Annotated in this window: 12 protein-coding genes; 8 read left to right on the plus strand and 4 right to left on the minus strand. The window is 60.6% G+C overall.

The genetic code is table 11. The features are described from left to right. Positions 1-3: 3 nt before the first annotated feature. Both ACA044_RS07650 and ACA044_RS07655 read right to left on the minus strand, forming a co-directional pair. Positions 4-993, minus strand: coding sequence for a 2-hydroxyacid dehydrogenase (locus ACA044_RS07650; RefSeq protein ID WP_497445821.1), 990 nt, complete (start codon positions 991-993; stop codon positions 4-6). A 179-nt stretch (positions 994-1,172) separates the two neighbouring features. After that, positions 1,173-3,920: a response regulator gene (locus tag ACA044_RS07655; RefSeq protein ID WP_497445822.1), complete on the minus strand. Its 2,748-nt coding sequence runs from the start codon at positions 3,918-3,920 to the stop codon at positions 1,173-1,175. Positions 3,921-4,125: 205 nt separating this feature from the next. On the opposite strand from ACA044_RS07655, the gene ACA044_RS07660 reads away from it, so the two are divergent. The 8 genes from ACA044_RS07660 (at position 4,126) to ACA044_RS07695 (ending at position 13,730) form a co-directional block, all read left to right on the plus strand. After that, positions 4,126-4,845 carry a response regulator transcription factor gene (locus ACA044_RS07660; protein WP_497445823.1) on the plus strand — a complete coding sequence of 240 codons (720 nt, stop codon included), beginning with the start codon at positions 4,126-4,128 and terminating at the stop codon, positions 4,843-4,845. Next, entirely contained in the window at positions 4,832-6,262 is a 1,431-nt protein-coding gene (locus ACA044_RS07665) for a sensor histidine kinase (RefSeq protein WP_497445824.1), read from the plus strand. The genes ACA044_RS07660 and ACA044_RS07665 overlap by 14 nt, the downstream gene beginning before the upstream one ends. 182 nt (positions 6,263-6,444) lie before the next feature. Continuing rightward, positions 6,445-7,488 carry a PDDEXK nuclease domain-containing protein gene (locus tag ACA044_RS07670; protein WP_497445825.1) on the plus strand — a complete coding sequence of 348 codons (1,044 nt, stop codon included), beginning with the start codon at positions 6,445-6,447 and terminating at the stop codon, positions 7,486-7,488. Between the two features lie 86 nt (positions 7,489-7,574). Further along, positions 7,575-8,477, plus strand: coding sequence for a cysteine synthase CysM (cysM, locus tag ACA044_RS07675; protein WP_497445826.1), 903 nt, complete (start codon positions 7,575-7,577; stop codon positions 8,475-8,477). Then, on the plus strand, positions 8,477-9,829 hold the full coding sequence (gene rlmD, locus ACA044_RS07680; RefSeq protein WP_497445827.1) for a 23S rRNA (uracil(1939)-C(5))-methyltransferase RlmD: 1,353 nt from the start codon (positions 8,477-8,479) through the stop codon (positions 9,827-9,829). Before cysM ends, rlmD begins: the two co-directional genes overlap by 1 nt. Before the next feature lie 128 nt (positions 9,830-9,957). Beyond that, positions 9,958-12,201, plus strand: coding sequence for a GTP diphosphokinase (gene relA / locus ACA044_RS07685; RefSeq protein ID WP_497445828.1), 2,244 nt, complete (start codon positions 9,958-9,960; stop codon positions 12,199-12,201). Between the two features lie 124 nt (positions 12,202-12,325). Further along, entirely contained in the window at positions 12,326-13,159 is an 834-nt protein-coding gene (mazG, locus tag ACA044_RS07690; RefSeq protein WP_497445829.1) for a nucleoside triphosphate pyrophosphohydrolase, read from the plus strand. A gap of 28 nt (positions 13,160-13,187) precedes the next feature. Beyond that, complete coding sequence (locus ACA044_RS07695; protein WP_030130085.1) at positions 13,188-13,730, plus strand: DUF2058 domain-containing protein; 543 nt, start codon at positions 13,188-13,190, stop codon at positions 13,728-13,730. A gap of 163 nt (positions 13,731-13,893) precedes the next feature. On the opposite strand, the gene ACA044_RS07700 is transcribed toward ACA044_RS07695, so the two are convergent. After that, the gene (locus ACA044_RS07700; RefSeq protein WP_030130084.1) at positions 13,894-14,082 is read right to left on the minus strand and encodes a hypothetical protein; all 189 of its coding nucleotides are present in this window, start codon (positions 14,080-14,082) and stop codon (positions 13,894-13,896) included. Positions 14,083-14,484: 402 nt separating this feature from the next. Continuing rightward, entirely contained in the window at positions 14,485-15,705 is a 1,221-nt protein-coding gene (gene fabB, locus ACA044_RS07705) for a beta-ketoacyl-ACP synthase I (protein WP_497445830.1), read from the minus strand. Position 15,706: the final 1 nt, after the last annotated feature.

Consider the following 15,706-nt stretch of genomic DNA (forward strand, 5'->3'; position numbering starts at 1 on the left):
CGCTCAGCTCCCGACCTGATTCTGTGGCGAGCCGGCCGCCCAGGCCGCGATGTTTTGCAGGGTGATCGCGGCAATCGCGCCCAGGGCTTCGTGGGTCAGGAACGCCTGGTGCGCGGTGACGATCACGTTCGGAAAGGTCAGCAGGCGCGCCAAAACATCGTCTTGAAGGGGCAGGTCGGAGCGGTCCTCGAAGAACAGCTGCGCCTCCTCCTCATAGACATCCAGCCCCAGATACCCCAATTGGCCGTCCTTCAACGCATCGATCAGCGCTGGGGTGTCCACCAGACCGCCGCGCCCGGTGTTGATCAACATGGCACCGGGCTGCATGTGCGCCAATGACTCACTGTTGATCAAGTGTTTGCTTTGCTCGTTGAGCGGGCAGTGCAGGCTGATGATCTGCGACTCGGCCAGCAGTTGCGGCAAGCTGAGGTAGCGGGCGCCGAGGGCTTCGACTTGCGGGTTCGGGTAGGGATCACAGGCCAGCAAGCGGCAGCCGAAGCCGTTCATGATGTTCGCGAAGGTCGCGCCGATCTGCCCGGTGCCCACCACTCCGACGGTTTTGCCCACGAGGTCGAAACCGGTCAAGCCGTGCAGGCTGAAATCCCCCTCGCGAGTGCGGTTATAGGCGCGGTGCAGGCGACGGTTGAGCGCCAGGATCAACGCCACCGCATGTTCGGCCACGGCGTGGGGCGAGTAGGCCGGAACCCGCACAATCGCCAATCCCAGGCGCTTCGCCACCGCCAGATCGATATGGTTGTAACCGGCCGAGCGCAAGGCGATCAGGCGTGTGCCGCCTGCTGCCAGGCGTTCGAGCACCGGAGCGCTGAGGTCATCATTGATAAAGGCACAGACCACTTCGTGATGCTCCGCCAGCGCCACCGTGTCGAGGCTCAGTCGCGCCGGCTGGAAATACAGCTCGATGCCGGTGGGCAGGTCGGTACTCAGAAAACTGTCGCGGTCGTAGGCCTGACTGCTGAAAAGAATCGTGCGCATGCTGTCCTCCTGGAGGTTTCAATCCCTTGTAGCAGCTGCCGAAGGCTGCGTTCGGCGGCGAAGCCGTCGTGAAATCAGGCACTGTGGTCTTTCAGGTAAACCGCGGATGCAGGTTTTACGACGGCTGCGCCGCCGAACGCCCAGCTGCTACAGGGCTTGAGCTTAGCCTTCAAGGCGCATCAGGCATTGATGCGCGCCTGGGCCGCCAGGCGATTGATGGCGCGTTCGAGTTCTTCCAGCGCGCCGGGGGCTTTCGGGTCCTGTTGCTTGAGCAGGGTTTCGCTGCGCTGGCAGGCGGCGCGCAGTTGCGGTACGCCGCAATAACGGGTCGCCCCATGCAGGCGATGGACCCGCTCGATCAGGGCAGTCTGGTCGTTGGTTTCACGGGCGGCGCGGATGGCCTCGCGGTCGGCTTCCAGGGAGGCCAACAGCATTGCCAGCATGTCTGCCGCCAGATCGGCCTTGCCCGCGGCCAGGCGCAGGCCTTCGTCGTGATCGAGCACCTGCAGTTCATTGCCGCCGCTTTCGCTGGAGCGCTCCGGCCCTTGATTGCGTAACGCCAGGCCCGTCCACTTCAACACTACCTGCGCCAGTTGCCGTTCGCTGATGGGTTTGGTCAGGTAATCATCCATGCCACTTTGCAGCAACGCGCGTTTTTCGTTGGCCATCGCGTGGGCGGTGAGGGCGACGATCGGCAGTGGCGTGCAATGCCGCTCGCTTTCCCACTGGCGAATGGCTTCGGTGCTTTGGCGCCCATCCATGCCGGGCATCTGCACGTCCATCAGCACCAGGTCGAAGGTCTCGTTCTGCACGGCCTTGATCGCGGCGTAACCACTTTCCACTGCGAGCACCTTGGCGCCCATGTCTTCGAGCAAGGTTTGCACCAGCAGCAGGTTGGCCGGGTTGTCGTCGACGCAAAGGACCTTCGGCGCGCGGCTGGAGACTGGCTCGCCGGGGGCGCTGCGTTGCTGGCGCGGGTTGACCAGATCGGACAAGGCCCGACGCAGCTTGCGGGTGCAGGCCGGTTTGGACTGGAGCTGGCTGTGGGGGTTGGGCACCGAGAGGTGGAACAGCGTCAGTTCGGTGGTCGGGCACAGCACCAACACTCTGCAGCCCAGATGTTCGAGGTCCCAGATATGCTGGTTGAGGCGCTCCGGCGGCATGTCGTTGCTGGTGATGCCGAGCACCGCCAGATCGATCGCCTGATCGGTTTGATGAGCGCTGGTCACGCCATTGGCCAGGCTTTCCAGGGTGTTGAACGGCGTGACTGCCAGGCCGCAATCTTCCAGTTGATGTTGCAACGCCTGACGGGCCAGTTCATGGTTTTCGAGGACCGCCACCCGTTGTCCGAGCAGCGGTGGGCCGGGCAGGTCTTCGGCGTCGTCGCGGGTTTTGGGCAGGCTCAGGCTGATCCAGAATTCCGAGCCTTCGCCCGGCGTGCTGTCGACGCCGATCTCGCCGCCCATCTGTTCGATCAGGCGTTTTGAAATCACCAGCCCGAGGCCGGTGCCGCCAGGTTGCCGGGACAGCGAATTATCAGCCTGGCTGAAGGCCTGGAACAAGGCGCGCACGTCCTGATTCGACAGACCGATGCCGGTGTCCTGAATGCTGATGCGCAGTTGCACGCTGTCTTCATGCTCTTCTTCGAGCATGGCCCGGGCGACGATGGTGCCTTCGCGGGTGAACTTGATCGCGTTACTCACAAGGTTGGTGAGGATCTGCTTGAGTCGCAGTGGATCGCCCACCAGCGACAGTGGCGTATCGCGATAAACCAGGCTCACCAGCTCAAGCTGCTTGGCGTGGGCGGCTGGGGCAAGGATGGTCAACGTGTCCTGCAGCAGGTCGCGCAGGTTGAACGGAATATGGTCGAGCACCAGTTTGCCGGCCTCGATTTTCGAGAAGTCGAGAATTTCGTTGATGATCCCCAGCAGGCTGTCGGCGGATTTTTCGATGGTGCCCAGGTAATCGAGCTGGCGTGGGGTCAACTCACTTTTTTGCAGCAGGTGCGTGAAGCCGAGAATGCCATTGAGTGGCGTGCGGATTTCATGGCTCATATTGGCCAGGAACTCGGATTTGATCCGGCTCGCCTCCAGGGCTTCCTTGCGTGCCAGGTCCAGCTCGATGTTCTGGATTTCGATGGTTTCCAGGTTCTGACGCACGTCTTCGGTGGCCTGGTCGACGCTGTGTTGCAATTCTTCCTGAGCGTTCTGCAGGGTGCCGGCCATGCGGTTGATGCCGGACGCCAGTGCATCCAGCTCCTGACTGCCGAGGGGCGGCAGGCGGGTTTCCAGATGACCTTCCTTGAGCTGCGCCACGGCTTGTTTGATCTGGCTCAACGGCCGGTTGATGGTCCGGCCCATGCGCAATGCCAGCAGCGCCGTGCCGGCCAGACCCGCGCCGATCAGCATCAGGCTGGCGAACAGGCTGCGGTAACCGCGCAGCAACATGCCGTTGTGGGACAGTTCGAGTTCGACCCAGCCCAGCAAACGCTCAGCTTCCGCGGGGATCAGGTCGCCCGCCAGATTGCGGTGCCTGCCGAACACCGGCAGCAAGTAACGAGTGGCATCATTGCCACTGCGACGCAGCAGCTGTGAACCGTTGCCCAAAGGGGCCTGATTGAGCATGGTCGGGCCGGCATGGGCCAGCGGTGTGCGGTCGGGGGCGAGGAAGGTCACCGCACGCACGTCGGTTTGTTCCAGGGACTGGGTGGCGATGCGCTCCAGCAGATCGTTGTCTTTGCGACCCATGGCGGGGGCCACCAGCGGCGCCAGCTGTTCGGCAATCATTTCGCCGCGTTGCATGAGTTGAGATTGCAGGTCCGACAGCTGCATCCAGGTGAAATAGCCGCCCAGCACCAACGCCATCAGAGTGGTCGGCAACAGGGTCAGCAACAGCACGCGGCCTTTTATTCCCAGTTTCTTGAGCACGCATTTCTCCTGCATCCAGCTGTTTATTGACCTGCACATGCGTCCGGCACGCGCCACCTGCGCAGTGTAGCGATTTGCATGCGGGCAATCTTCGTAAAATTGATGTCGTCATTCGTCGGCCAGTTCAGCGCTTTGATCTCGCAAGCGTTGCCCCTGGCGAAGCAATCTTGAATAATCGGCAACTGAGAATTATTTGCAGATACTCATGACTCCCATCTCTATTGGCCATCCTCGAATCCTCTCCATCGAAGACGATCTGGTGCTCGGTGCTTATGTCCATGAACACCTGGGACGCTGCGGTTTTCAGGTGACCTGGTGCCAGGACGGGCGGGAAGGCCTGGCCATTGCGCGCCAACAAGTCTTTGATGTGGTGCTGATGGATATTCTGCTGCCAGGGCTCGATGGTCTGGAGGTGTTGACCCAATTGCGCCAGAGCCATTCCACGCCGGTGGTGCTGATGTCGGCCCTGGGCGCCGAGGCGGATCGCATCAGTGGCTTTAGCCTCGGGGCCGACGATTACTTGCCCAAACCCTTCAGCATGGCCGAGTTGCGAGTGCGCATCGAAGCGATCCTGCGGCGGGTGGCGCTTGATCGTCGGCCGGCGCCAGCACCGATTGCCCCTTCGGACAGCCTGCGTTTCGACGATGAGCGGTGCGAAGTCTTTTTGGCCGGGCACGCTGCCGGCCTGACTCGCAGCGAGTACCGGTTGCTGGACACGCTGAACCGTAACAGCGATGAAGTGCTGAGCAAGGCGTTCCTTTATCAGCAGGTATTGCAGCGCGGTTACGCCCCCCATGACCGCAGCCTCGACATGCACATCAGCCAGATTCGCCGCAAGCTCAAGACCATCGGTTACACCGAGCGGGAAGTGCGCACCGTCTGGGGCAAGGGGTACGTATTGAGTGCGGCCGATGAAATGGTCTGACGTGCCGGGCAGGCATTCACTGTTCTGGAAACTGGCGTGCTTGTTGGTAGCGTTCTGTCTGCTGATGATCTGGTTGAGCTGGTCCTGGGGCCGCTACATGGAAAAGCAGAATCGGTTCCTCTCCGACGAGGCCCGGGGCACCCTGACGCGCTACGCCGCCGAGGCAGAGCGGGCGTGGAATGAACAGCAGAGTGCAGGCGTTGATGCCTGGTTGCAGCATGTCGGCCATCACGAGACGACCTGGGTCGGCGTCATCGGCGGCGATTTGCAATCCTTGAGCAGCTACCCGCTGGCAAGCCAGGAAATCCAGCGCCTGACCTTGCTGCGCGGGCTGGATTGGCCGGTGAGTCGGCGCAACCAGGGCCTGCCGTGGCTGAAAATCCCGTTTCCCAACGATCCGGCCGCCGGCAGTCTGGTGATCGAGCTGCCTCAGCGTTTCATGCCCGGGCACTACCGGGTGTTTTGGCGGGTGATCACCAATGGGGTGATTCCCGGGCTGTTCACCTTGCTGCTGTGCGTGGGGCTGTATCGATTGCTGGTCATCCCGCTGAACAGCCTGCGCGAACAGGCCAACGCCTGGCGCGCTGATCAGCTGACTGTGCGCTTGTCGAGCCGCACCACCAACCGCACGGATGAATTGGGTGAACTGGGCAGGGCCTTCGATCACATGGCCGAACGCCTGCAAAGCACGGTGGCCCTGCAACAGCAACTGTTGCGCGACCTGTCCCACGAATTGCGCACGCCGCTGAGCCGACTGCGGGTGGCCAGCGAAAGCGAGCAAGACCTGAGGCAATTGCGCGAACGCATTGGCCGGGAAGTCGACGGCATGCAGCGACTGGTAGAGGACACCCTGCAACTCGCCTGGCTCGACACCGAGCGCGCGCCATTGCCCGACGAAGCGATCCAGATCCAGGCCTTGTGGGAAATGCTCACGGAAAACGCCTGCTATGAAAGTGGCTGGCCAGCGAGCCAATTGCACTGTGCGGTGGAGGCATCCTGCTGGGTGCGCGGCCATCTCAATACCCTGGCTCAGGCGCTGGAAAACATTCTGCGCAATGCCATTCGTCATTCACCCAAGGGCGGTGTTGTGACGCTCGGTGGCCGGCGTGATGGCGACTTCTGGCACCTGTGGCTGGAGGACGAGGGCGCAGGGGTGGCTGACGAGGATCTTGAACGGATCTTCTCGCCGTTCATTCGGCTCGATGGTTCGCGGCCGGGGGACGGCGGCTTCGGGCTTGGGTTGAGCATCGCCAGGAATGCGGTGCAGCGCCAGGGCGGGCGGCTTTGGGCGGAGAATGCCGGGGCAGGGTTGCGGCTGAATATGCGGTTGGTGGCGGATGATGGTGGTGTCTGTCAGAGCGCTTTCGCGAGCAAGCCCGCTCCCACATTGGAGCTGTGTCGAACACAAAATGTGTGATCACCGTGATCTCATGTGGGAGCGGGCTTGCCCGCGATGAGGCCCTTCCAGCCACCACCGTTCTGATCTTGCCGGAGTGTTCCGGAGTTTTTGTACGATATTTCCTAAAGCGTGTCGCCGACCCCTTAAGGCTGCCTTGACGGTTTAGAGTCTCGCTTTTCCTCGTTCTCAAGGAGTTGGGTATGAATGCACCCAACGTTGCCGGCAATACAGTAGATGTCCGTTTCGATGAGGTACTTGCACTGATTCACAGTGCCAGGCAGCAGGCCATGCAGGTGGTTAATACCCAGCTGATCGAACTGTACTGGCAGGTCGGTGCTTACATCAGTCGCAAGCTTGAGCTGGCCGAGTGGGGCGATGCCGTGGTCAGTCAGCTGGCCGAACATCTGGCTCAGACTCAACCAGGGTTGCGAGGCTTTACCCGCTCGAATTTGTTCCGCATGCGCCAGTTCTATGAGACTTATCGTGCCGAAGAGAAAGTCGCACCACTGGCGCGACAATTATCCTGGTCGCACAACCTGATCATCTTCAGTCAGAGTAAACGCCCGCAAGAGCGGGAATTCTATCTGCGTCTAGCGGTTCAGGAAAAATGGTCAAAGCGCGAACTGGAGCGTCAGTTCAAGGCGGCACTGTTCGAGCGTAGCATCACCCAGCCGGCAAAAACCTCGGCAGCGCTTAAACAAACCCACCCCGATGCGCTGGTGGTGTTTCGTGATGCCTACATGGTTGAGTTTCTCGACCTGCCCGGCGGTCATGCCGAGGTTGATCTGCATCATGGACTGCTGGCGCGCCTCAAGGAATTCCTGATCGAGTTGGGCCGCGACTTCTGCTTTGTCGGCTCCGAATACCCGTTGCAAGTCGGCGGGCGTGATTTTGCCCTGGATCTGTTGTTCTTCCACCGAGGGCTCAACTGCCTGGTGGCGATTGAGCTTAAGGTCGGTCGTTTTGAGCCGGAGTATTTGGGCAAGCTGGGTTTCTATCTGGAAGCGCTGGATCGCGATGAACGCAAACCCCACGAAAACCCGGCCATTGGTGTGTTGCTCTGCGCCAGCAAGGATGACGAAGTGGTCGAGTACGCCCTTAACCGCAGCCTGTCGCCAGCGTTGATCGCTGAATACCAGGTCCAGCTTCCGGACAAACAGCTGTTGCAGGCCAAGTTGCATGAGTTTTATGAATTGAATATTGCGCAGGAGAAGAGTACTGAATCACCCGCTTATTCCCATTAGCCATAAGCCCCTTACTTTGCGTGATATGGCCTGCGCACGTTTGCCGGTATGATAGGCGCCCCCGCAGTCTGGATTGCGAATACGCCATGACCTTGCAGTACCCAACCATCGCCGATTGCGTCGGCAACACTCCGCTGGTCCGTTTGCAGCGCCTGCCTGGCGCTACCAGCAACACCCTTTTGCTCAAGCTCGAAGGGAACAACCCGGCGGGTTCGGTCAAGGACCGTCCGGCGCTGTCGATGATCACCCGCGCCGAATTGCGCGGGCAGATCCACGCCGGCGATACGCTGATCGAAGCGACCTCGGGCAACACCGGGATCGCCCTGGCCATGGCCGCCGCGATCAAGGGTTACAAGATGATCCTGATCATGCCGGACAACTCCAGCGCCGAGCGCAAGGCCGCCATGACCGCCTATGGCGCCGAGCTGATTCTGGTCAGCCAGGAAGAAGGCATGGAAGGTGCTCGCGACCTTGCTCAGCGAATGGAAGACGAAGGCCGCGGCAAGGTGCTGGATCAGTTCGCCAACGGTGACAACCCCGAGGCGCACTACACCACCACCGGTCCGGAAATCTGGCGTCAGACCGAAGGCACCATCACTCATTTCGTCAGCTCGATGGGCACCACCGGTACCATCATGGGCGTCTCGCGCTACCTGAAAGAACAGAACGACAACGTGCAAATCATCGGGCTGCAACCGATGGAAGGCTCGGCCATTCCGGGCATCCGTCGCTGGCCGCAGGAATACCTGCCGAAGATTTATCAGGCCGATCGCGTGGACCGGATCGTCGACATGGCGCAAAGCGAAGCCGAAGACGTGACCCGTCGTCTGGCGCGTGAAGAAGGTATCTTCTGTGGCGTGTCCTCGGGTGGTGCCGTGGCGGCGATGCTGCGCTTGTCCAAAGAAGTTGAAAACGCGGTGATCGTCGCGATCATCTGCGACCGTGGCGACCGTTACTTGTCGACCGGCATTTTCGACGCGCCCAACTGATGGCCAAGCAAGAGAGAGGCCTGCGTTTCCAGCCCACGGGCGGCAGCAAGGCCCCGCAAGTCCCGACCGGCAAAAAGCAGCGCTTGACCATCGAGCGCCTGGCCAATGACGGTCGCGGTATCGCGTTTTTCGAAGGCCGCACCTGGTTCGTCATCGGCGCATTGGCCGGTGAAGACGTCGAAGCGCGCGTTCTCGGCGCCCACGGCAAAGTCGTTGAGGCGCGTACCGAACACGTGTTCCTGGCCAGTGAACTGCGCCGCCCGGCGCCGTGCGCTCATGCCGCTCGCTGCGGCGGTTGCAGCGTGCAGCATCTGCCCCACGATGAACAACTTGCCCTGAAACAGCGCATGCTCGCCGAGCAGTTGTCGCGGGTCGCCGGCGTCGAACCCGAAGCGTGGGCCGCGCCGTTGAGCGGTCCGGAATTCGGCTACCGTCGTCGCGCCCGAGTGGCGGTGCGCTGGGACATGAAGGCGAAAAAACTCGAAGTCGGTTTCCGCGCCGCCGGCAGTCAGGACATCGTTGCGATCAACGAATGCCCGGTGCTGGTACAACCCTTGCAGCCGATCATGACCCGCTTGCCGGACATGCTCAGGCGCTTGAGCAAACCTCAGGCGCTGGGGCATGTGGAGTTGTTCAGCGGTTCGTCATTGGCGGTATTGCTGCGGCACATGGCGCCGTTGTCCGAAGCCGACATGACCATCCTCAAGGATTTCTGCGCGTTCCATCAAGCCCAGTTGTGGCTGCATGGCGAAGGCGAGCCGCAACCGGTCGAGGCCAATCAGTCTTTGGGCTATCGCCTTGAGCAGTGGGATTTGAACCTGGCGTATCGGCCGGGCGATTTCATCCAGGTCAACGCCGGGGTCAACGAAGCGATGGTCGCTCAGGCGCTGGAATGGTTGGCGCCGAAATCTGATGAACGGGTTCTGGACTTGTTCTGTGGGTTGGGCAACTTTGCCTTGCCGCTGGCCAAAATCGTTCGCGAAGTGGTGGCGGTGGAAGGCGTGCAGGCCATGGTCGAGCGGGCGGCCGCGAACGCTGCTAGCAACAATTTGCATAATGCGAAGTTTTTTCAGGCCGATTTATCCCAGCCTTTGACCGCTGCCGAATGGGCCAGCGAAGGCTTTTGTGCGGTACTCTTGGACCCACCTCGCGACGGTGCTTTGGAGGTGGTGCGCAAGCTTGCGTCCCTGGGTGCCAAACGGTTGGTGTATGTGTCGTGCAACCCCGCAACGCTGGCGCGCGACACGGTCGAATTGATCAAGCAGGGCTACCGGTTAAAACGTGCCGGGATTCTCGATATGTTTCCTCAGACGGCACATGTCGAGGCCATGGCGTTATTTGAAGCGAGCTAGGATGGCTCGTCTGGTCCGATTGACCTGCTTGTGCAAAACGCATTCGTCTTAGCCCCGCGAGTGCACACGGGCAGCGAAGGTCAGCGAATTGACGCATTGAATCTGCGTCGTAGGGAAGGTAAAGCAAGATGGTACAGGTGAGAGCACACCAGCCGATCAACACTGACGGCAGTATCAATCTCGAGGCTTGGCTCGATCATGCGGTCAGTGTCGATCTGGCACTGGATCGCGAAGCCTTGAAAGAAGCCTGCGAGTTCGCTCGCGAGGCCGAACAACAAGCCAATGCGGCGAAGAATCTGTGGTCCGAAGGGACCTCGAGTTTCCGCACGGGCCTTGAGATCGCCGAGATTCTCGCCGACCTCAAACTCGATCAGGATTCGTTGGTCGCGGCGGTTCTGTATCGCGGCGTGCGCGAAGGCCAGATCCAGTTGCCGGCGGTCAGCCAGCGTTTCGGTCCGGTGGTCGCCAAGCTCGTCGACGGCGTGTTGCGCATGGCGGCGATCAGCGCCAGCCTGAGCCCCCGTCAATCCCTGGTGCTGGGCACTCAGGGGCAGGTCGAAAACCTGCGCAAAATGCTGGTGGCCATGGTCGACGACGTGCGCGTCGCGCTGATCAAACTGGCCGAGCGCACCTGTGCGATCCGCGCGGTGAAAACCGCCGACGACGAGAAGCGCAACCGCGTGGCCCGTGAAGTCTTCGACATTTACGCGCCGCTCGCCCACCGCCTCGGTATCGGTCATATCAAGTGGGAACTGGAGGACTTGTCCTTCCGCTATCTTGAGCCCGACCAGTACAAGCAGATCGCCAAGTTGCTCCACGAGCGACGGCTGGATCGCGAGCGCTTCATCGCCGACGTGATGACCCAACTCAAAGACGAGTTGCAGGCCACTGGCGTCGATGCCGACATCAGCGGTCGGGCCAAACACATCTACTCGATCTGGCGCAAAATGCAGCGCAAGGGTCTGGAGTTCAGCCAGATCTACGACGTGCGTGCTGTTCGTGTGCTGGTGCCGGAAATGCGCGACTGCTACACCGCGCTCGGCATCGTCCACACCCTGTGGCGGCACATCCCGAAAGAGTTCGACGACTACATCGCCAACCCGAAGGAGAACGGCTACCGCTCGCTGCACACCGCGGTAATCGGCCCTGAAGGCAAGGTGCTGGAAGTGCAGATCCGCACCCACGCGATGCACGAAGAAGCCGAACTGGGGGTTTGCGCGCACTGGCGTTACAAAGGTACCGACGTCAAATCCGGCTCGAACCACTACGAAGAGAAAATCTCCTGGCTGCGTCAGGTTCTCGAGTGGCACGAAGAGCTGGGCGATATTGGTGGCCTTGCCGAACAACTGCGGGTCGACATCGAGCCGGACCGGGTCTACATCTTTACCCCGGACGGTCACGCCATCGACTTGCCGAAGGGCGCGACACCGCTGGACTTCGCCTACCGCGTGCACACCGAAATCGGTCACAACTGCCGCGGCGCCAAGATCAACGGACGGATCGTGCCGCTCAACTACAGCCTGCAAACCGGTGAACAGGTCGAGATCATCACCAGCAAGCACGGCACTCCGAGCCGTGACTGGCTGAACCCGAACCTGGGTTACATCACCACCTCGCGGGCGCGGGCGAAGATCGTTCACTGGTTCAAATTGCAGGCCCGCGATCAGAACGTCGCGGCCGGTAAAACCTTGCTCGAACGCGAGCTCAATCGCCTCGGCCTGCCGCAGGTGGACTTCGACAAACTGGCCGAGAAGGCCAACATGAAGACCGCCGAGGACATGTTTGCCGCATTGGGCGCAGGCGATTTGCGCCTGGCGCAACTGGTGAACCTGGCGCAGCAACTGGTCGAGCCGGAACGCGGTAACGAACAGCTGGAGCTGATCCCTCGCAAAGCCACCGGCTACAAACCAGGCAAGCGCGGCGACATTCAGATCCAGGGCGTCGGCAACCTGATGACCCAGATGGCCGGCTGCTGCCAGCCGTTGCCGGGGGATGCGATCGTCGGTTACATCACCCAGGGCCGTGGCGTGAGCATCCACCGTCAGGACTGCGCCTCGGTGCTGCAACTGGCCGGGCGCGAGCCGGAGCGGATCATCCAGGTCAGCTGGGGGCCGGTGCCGGTGCTCACTTATCCGGTGGACATCATCATCCGTGCCTACGACCGTTCCGGTCTGCTGCGTGATGTGTCGCAGGTGCTGCTCAACGAGCGGATCAACGTGCTGGCGGTCAACACCCGCTCGAACAAAGAGGACAACACGGCGTTGATGTCCCTGACCATCGAGATTCCGGGGCTGGATGCACTGGGGCGGTTGCTGGGGCGGATTTCCCAGTTGCCGAACATCATCGAAACCCGCCGTAACCGCACGCCGTGATGATGACTAATGTGGGAGCGGGCTTGCTCGCGAAAGCGGTGTGTCAGACAACATTAATGTCGACTGACACTCCCTCTTCGCGAGCAAGCCCGCTCCCACAAGGTTTTTGCAGTGAGAGTGATTGATGTACAGCCTTGAAGACTTGCTGCACCTGATGAACCGTCTGCGCGACCCGCAATACGGCTGCCCGTGGGACATCAAGCAAACCTACGCGACCATCGTCCCGCACACCCTGGAAGAAGCCTACGAAGTCGCCGATGCGATCGAGCGCGGGGACTTCGATCATTTGCAGGGTGAGTTGGGCGACTTGCTGTTCCAGGTGGTTTATTACAGCCAGCTGGCTCGGGAAGAAGGGCGCTTCGAGTTCGCTGGCGTGGTCGACAGCATCACGCGCAAGCTGATCCGCCGTCATCCTCACGTGTTCCCCACCGGTGATCTGTATGCGCCGCTGGACATCCCGCGTCTGAATGAAGAGCAGGTCAAGCAACGCTGGGAAGAGATCAAGGCTGAAGAGCGCGCCGAGAAGTCTTCGGCACCGGAGCAGTTGTCCTTGCTCGACGACGTGCCTGCCGCGTTGCCGGCGCTGTCCCGTTCGGCAAAACTGCAGAAACGCGCAGGGCAGGTCGGTTTCGACTGGCCGGACGCCTTGCCGGTGCTCGACAAGGTTCGCGAAGAGCTCGATGAAGTGCTCGAAGCCATGGCCGACAACGACTCGGCCGCGATTACCGATGAAGTCGGTGATCTGCTGTTTTCGGTGGTCAATCTGGCGCGACACCTCAAGGTCGATCCGGAAACCGCACTGCGCGGCGCGAACTCAAAGTTTGAAAGACGCTTCCGATTTATCGAACAGGCATTGCGCGACACCCACCGTCCCATAGAAGATTGCACCCTCGAAGAGTTGGACGCCTTGTGGGGCGAAGCCAAACGTCAGGAAAAGAATTTGCCCAGCTGCGGTTGAGCAGTTGCCTAAGTGAGTAATAAGCACCATGAGCATTTCCCTTCGCGACCAGTTGCTCAAAGCAGGGCTGGTCAACCAGAAGCAGGCCAAACAGGTCGGCAAAGAGAAGCAGAAGCAGCAGCGTCTGGCCCATAAAGGTCAGATCGAACTCGATGACTCCCAGCAGCGTGCGGCTCAGGAAGCCATGGCCGAGAAGGTCAAGCGCGACCAGGAGCTGAACCGCCAGCAGCAGGAGAAGGCCGAAGCGAAGGCCCGCGCCGCCCAGGTCAAGCAATTGATCGAAGTCTCGCGCCTGCCCAAGCTGACCACCGAGGACTACTACAACTTCGTTGATGACAAGAAGGTCAAGCGCATCTCCGTCAACACGCTGATGCGCAACAAGCTCAGCAGCGGATCGCTGGCGATCGTGCATCACGCCGGCGGTTATGAAGTGATCCCTCGTGAAGCGGCCCTGAAGATTCAGGAGCGCGATCCACAGCGCATCGTGCAGCTGAATGTACAGACAGAAGAAGTCAGTGCCGAAGACGATCCGTACGCGGCCTATCAGATCCCTGACGATCTGATGTGGTAAGCCTTTGTGGCGAGCGAGCTTGCTCGCGCTGGGCTGCGTAGCGGCCCTGAAAATCTGGCAGCAATTGCCGATTTTTGTGAGTGCTACGCACTCAAGCGGGAGCAAGCTCCCTCGCCACAAGTTCTCACTGATTCAAGGGGTTTGTCGTTTTCAATGCGGTCATTTATGCAGAGCGTGCTTCGCGTTGCTGCTCCAGTGTTTCCAGTTCGGCCTTGTATTGGTGGGCTTCGGTCTCGGAGTGGAACATCCCGACCAGCAGGTCTTGTTGATGTACATCCCAGATGCGGATACCGGCGGCGATGCCTTCGTGGGACATATGTGAATCGTCGCGTTCAGTTACTTTTACAGTCATCTGCTAGCTCCAATCTCTGTTGTCTGCAGCAAGGCGTGTGCAGGCCTTTGTTATATATTTTGTTAGCTGACTAAGTAAATGGCAGAGTTCGGCAACCCATTTTTGCAGAATCGGCAAAAGTCCTGCAGCCCGCGAAATACGCGACATTCAGTCGCAGGCCATTGAGTTTCATGACAAAAGCTTCATGTTCGTAACGACCAAAACCGCGGAGTTAGCGCAGAACCTGTGGGAGCGAGCCTGCTCGCGATGACGGTCTAACATTCGGCATGGATGTCGCCTGACACACCGCTATCGCGAGCAGGCTCGCTCCCACAGGAATCGCGGCGTTCCACATTTTTCAGGCACAAAAAAAACGCCCCGAACCAGTCGGGGCGTTTTTGTGTGCTGCGGAACGGCGAGGTATTACTTACCTGCCCAACGCTTCAGTACCAGCGTGGCGTTGGTGCCACCGAAGCCGAAGCTGTTGCTCATCACGGTGTTGATGGTGGCGTCTTCGCGAGTCTTGGTCAGAATCGGCATGTCTGCCACTTCCGGGTCAAGCTCGTCGATGTTGGCGGAACCGGCCATGAAGTTGCCTTCCATCATCAGCAGGCAGTAGATCGCTTCGTGAACGCCGGCGGCGCCCAGGGAGTGACCCGACAGGCTCTTGGTGGAGCTGATGGCCGGGGCCTTGTCACCGAACACTTCACGCACACCTTTCATTTCCATGGCATCGCCGACCGGAGTCGAGGTGCCGTGGGTGTTCAGGTAGTCGATCGGAGTGTCGACAGTGGCCATGGCCATCTGCATGCAGCGGATGGCGCCTTCGCCGCTTGGAGCGACCATGTCGTAGCCATCGGAGGTCGCGCCGTAGCCAACGATTTCCGCGTAGATCTTCGCGCCGCGGGCCAGAGCGTGTTCCAGCTCTTCGACCACGACCATGCCGCCACCGCCGGCGATGACGAAACCGTCACGCTTGGCGTCGTAGGCACGGGAAGCTTTTTCCGGGGTTTCGTTGTACTGGCTGGACAGTGCGCCCATGGCGTCGAACAGGAACGATTGGCTCCAGTGTTCTTCTTCACCACCACCGGCGAACACGATGTCCTGTTTGCCCAACTGGATCTGCTCCACAGCGTTACCGATGCAGTGAGCACTGGTGGCGCAAGCGGAGGAGATCGAGTAGTTCACTCCCTTGATCTTGAACGGGGTGGCCAGGCAAGCCGAAACGGTGCTGCCCATGGTCCGCGTGACGCGGTACGGGCCGACGCGTTTGACGCCTTTCTCGCGCAGGATGTCCAGCGCTTCCATCTGGTTCAAGGTCGACGCGCCACCGGAACCGGCGATCAGGCCGGTACGCACGTTGGAAACCTGCTCTTCGGTCAGACCGGAGTCTGCGATGGCATCTTTCATGGCCAGGTAGGCGTAAGCCGCCGCGTGGCCGACGAAGCGAAAGATCTTGCGATCGATCAGCTCTTCGAGGGGAAGGTCAATGGAGCCGGAAACCTGGCTACGCAGACCCATTTCGGCATATTCCGGGTTGAACCGGATGCCAGGGCGGCTTGCACGCAGGTTAGCGGAGACGGTCTCTTTGTCATTGCCCAGGCACGAAACGATGCCCAGACCAGTGATAACGACGCGGCGCATG

This window comes from Pseudomonas sp. LBUM1673, assembly GCF_059695645.1.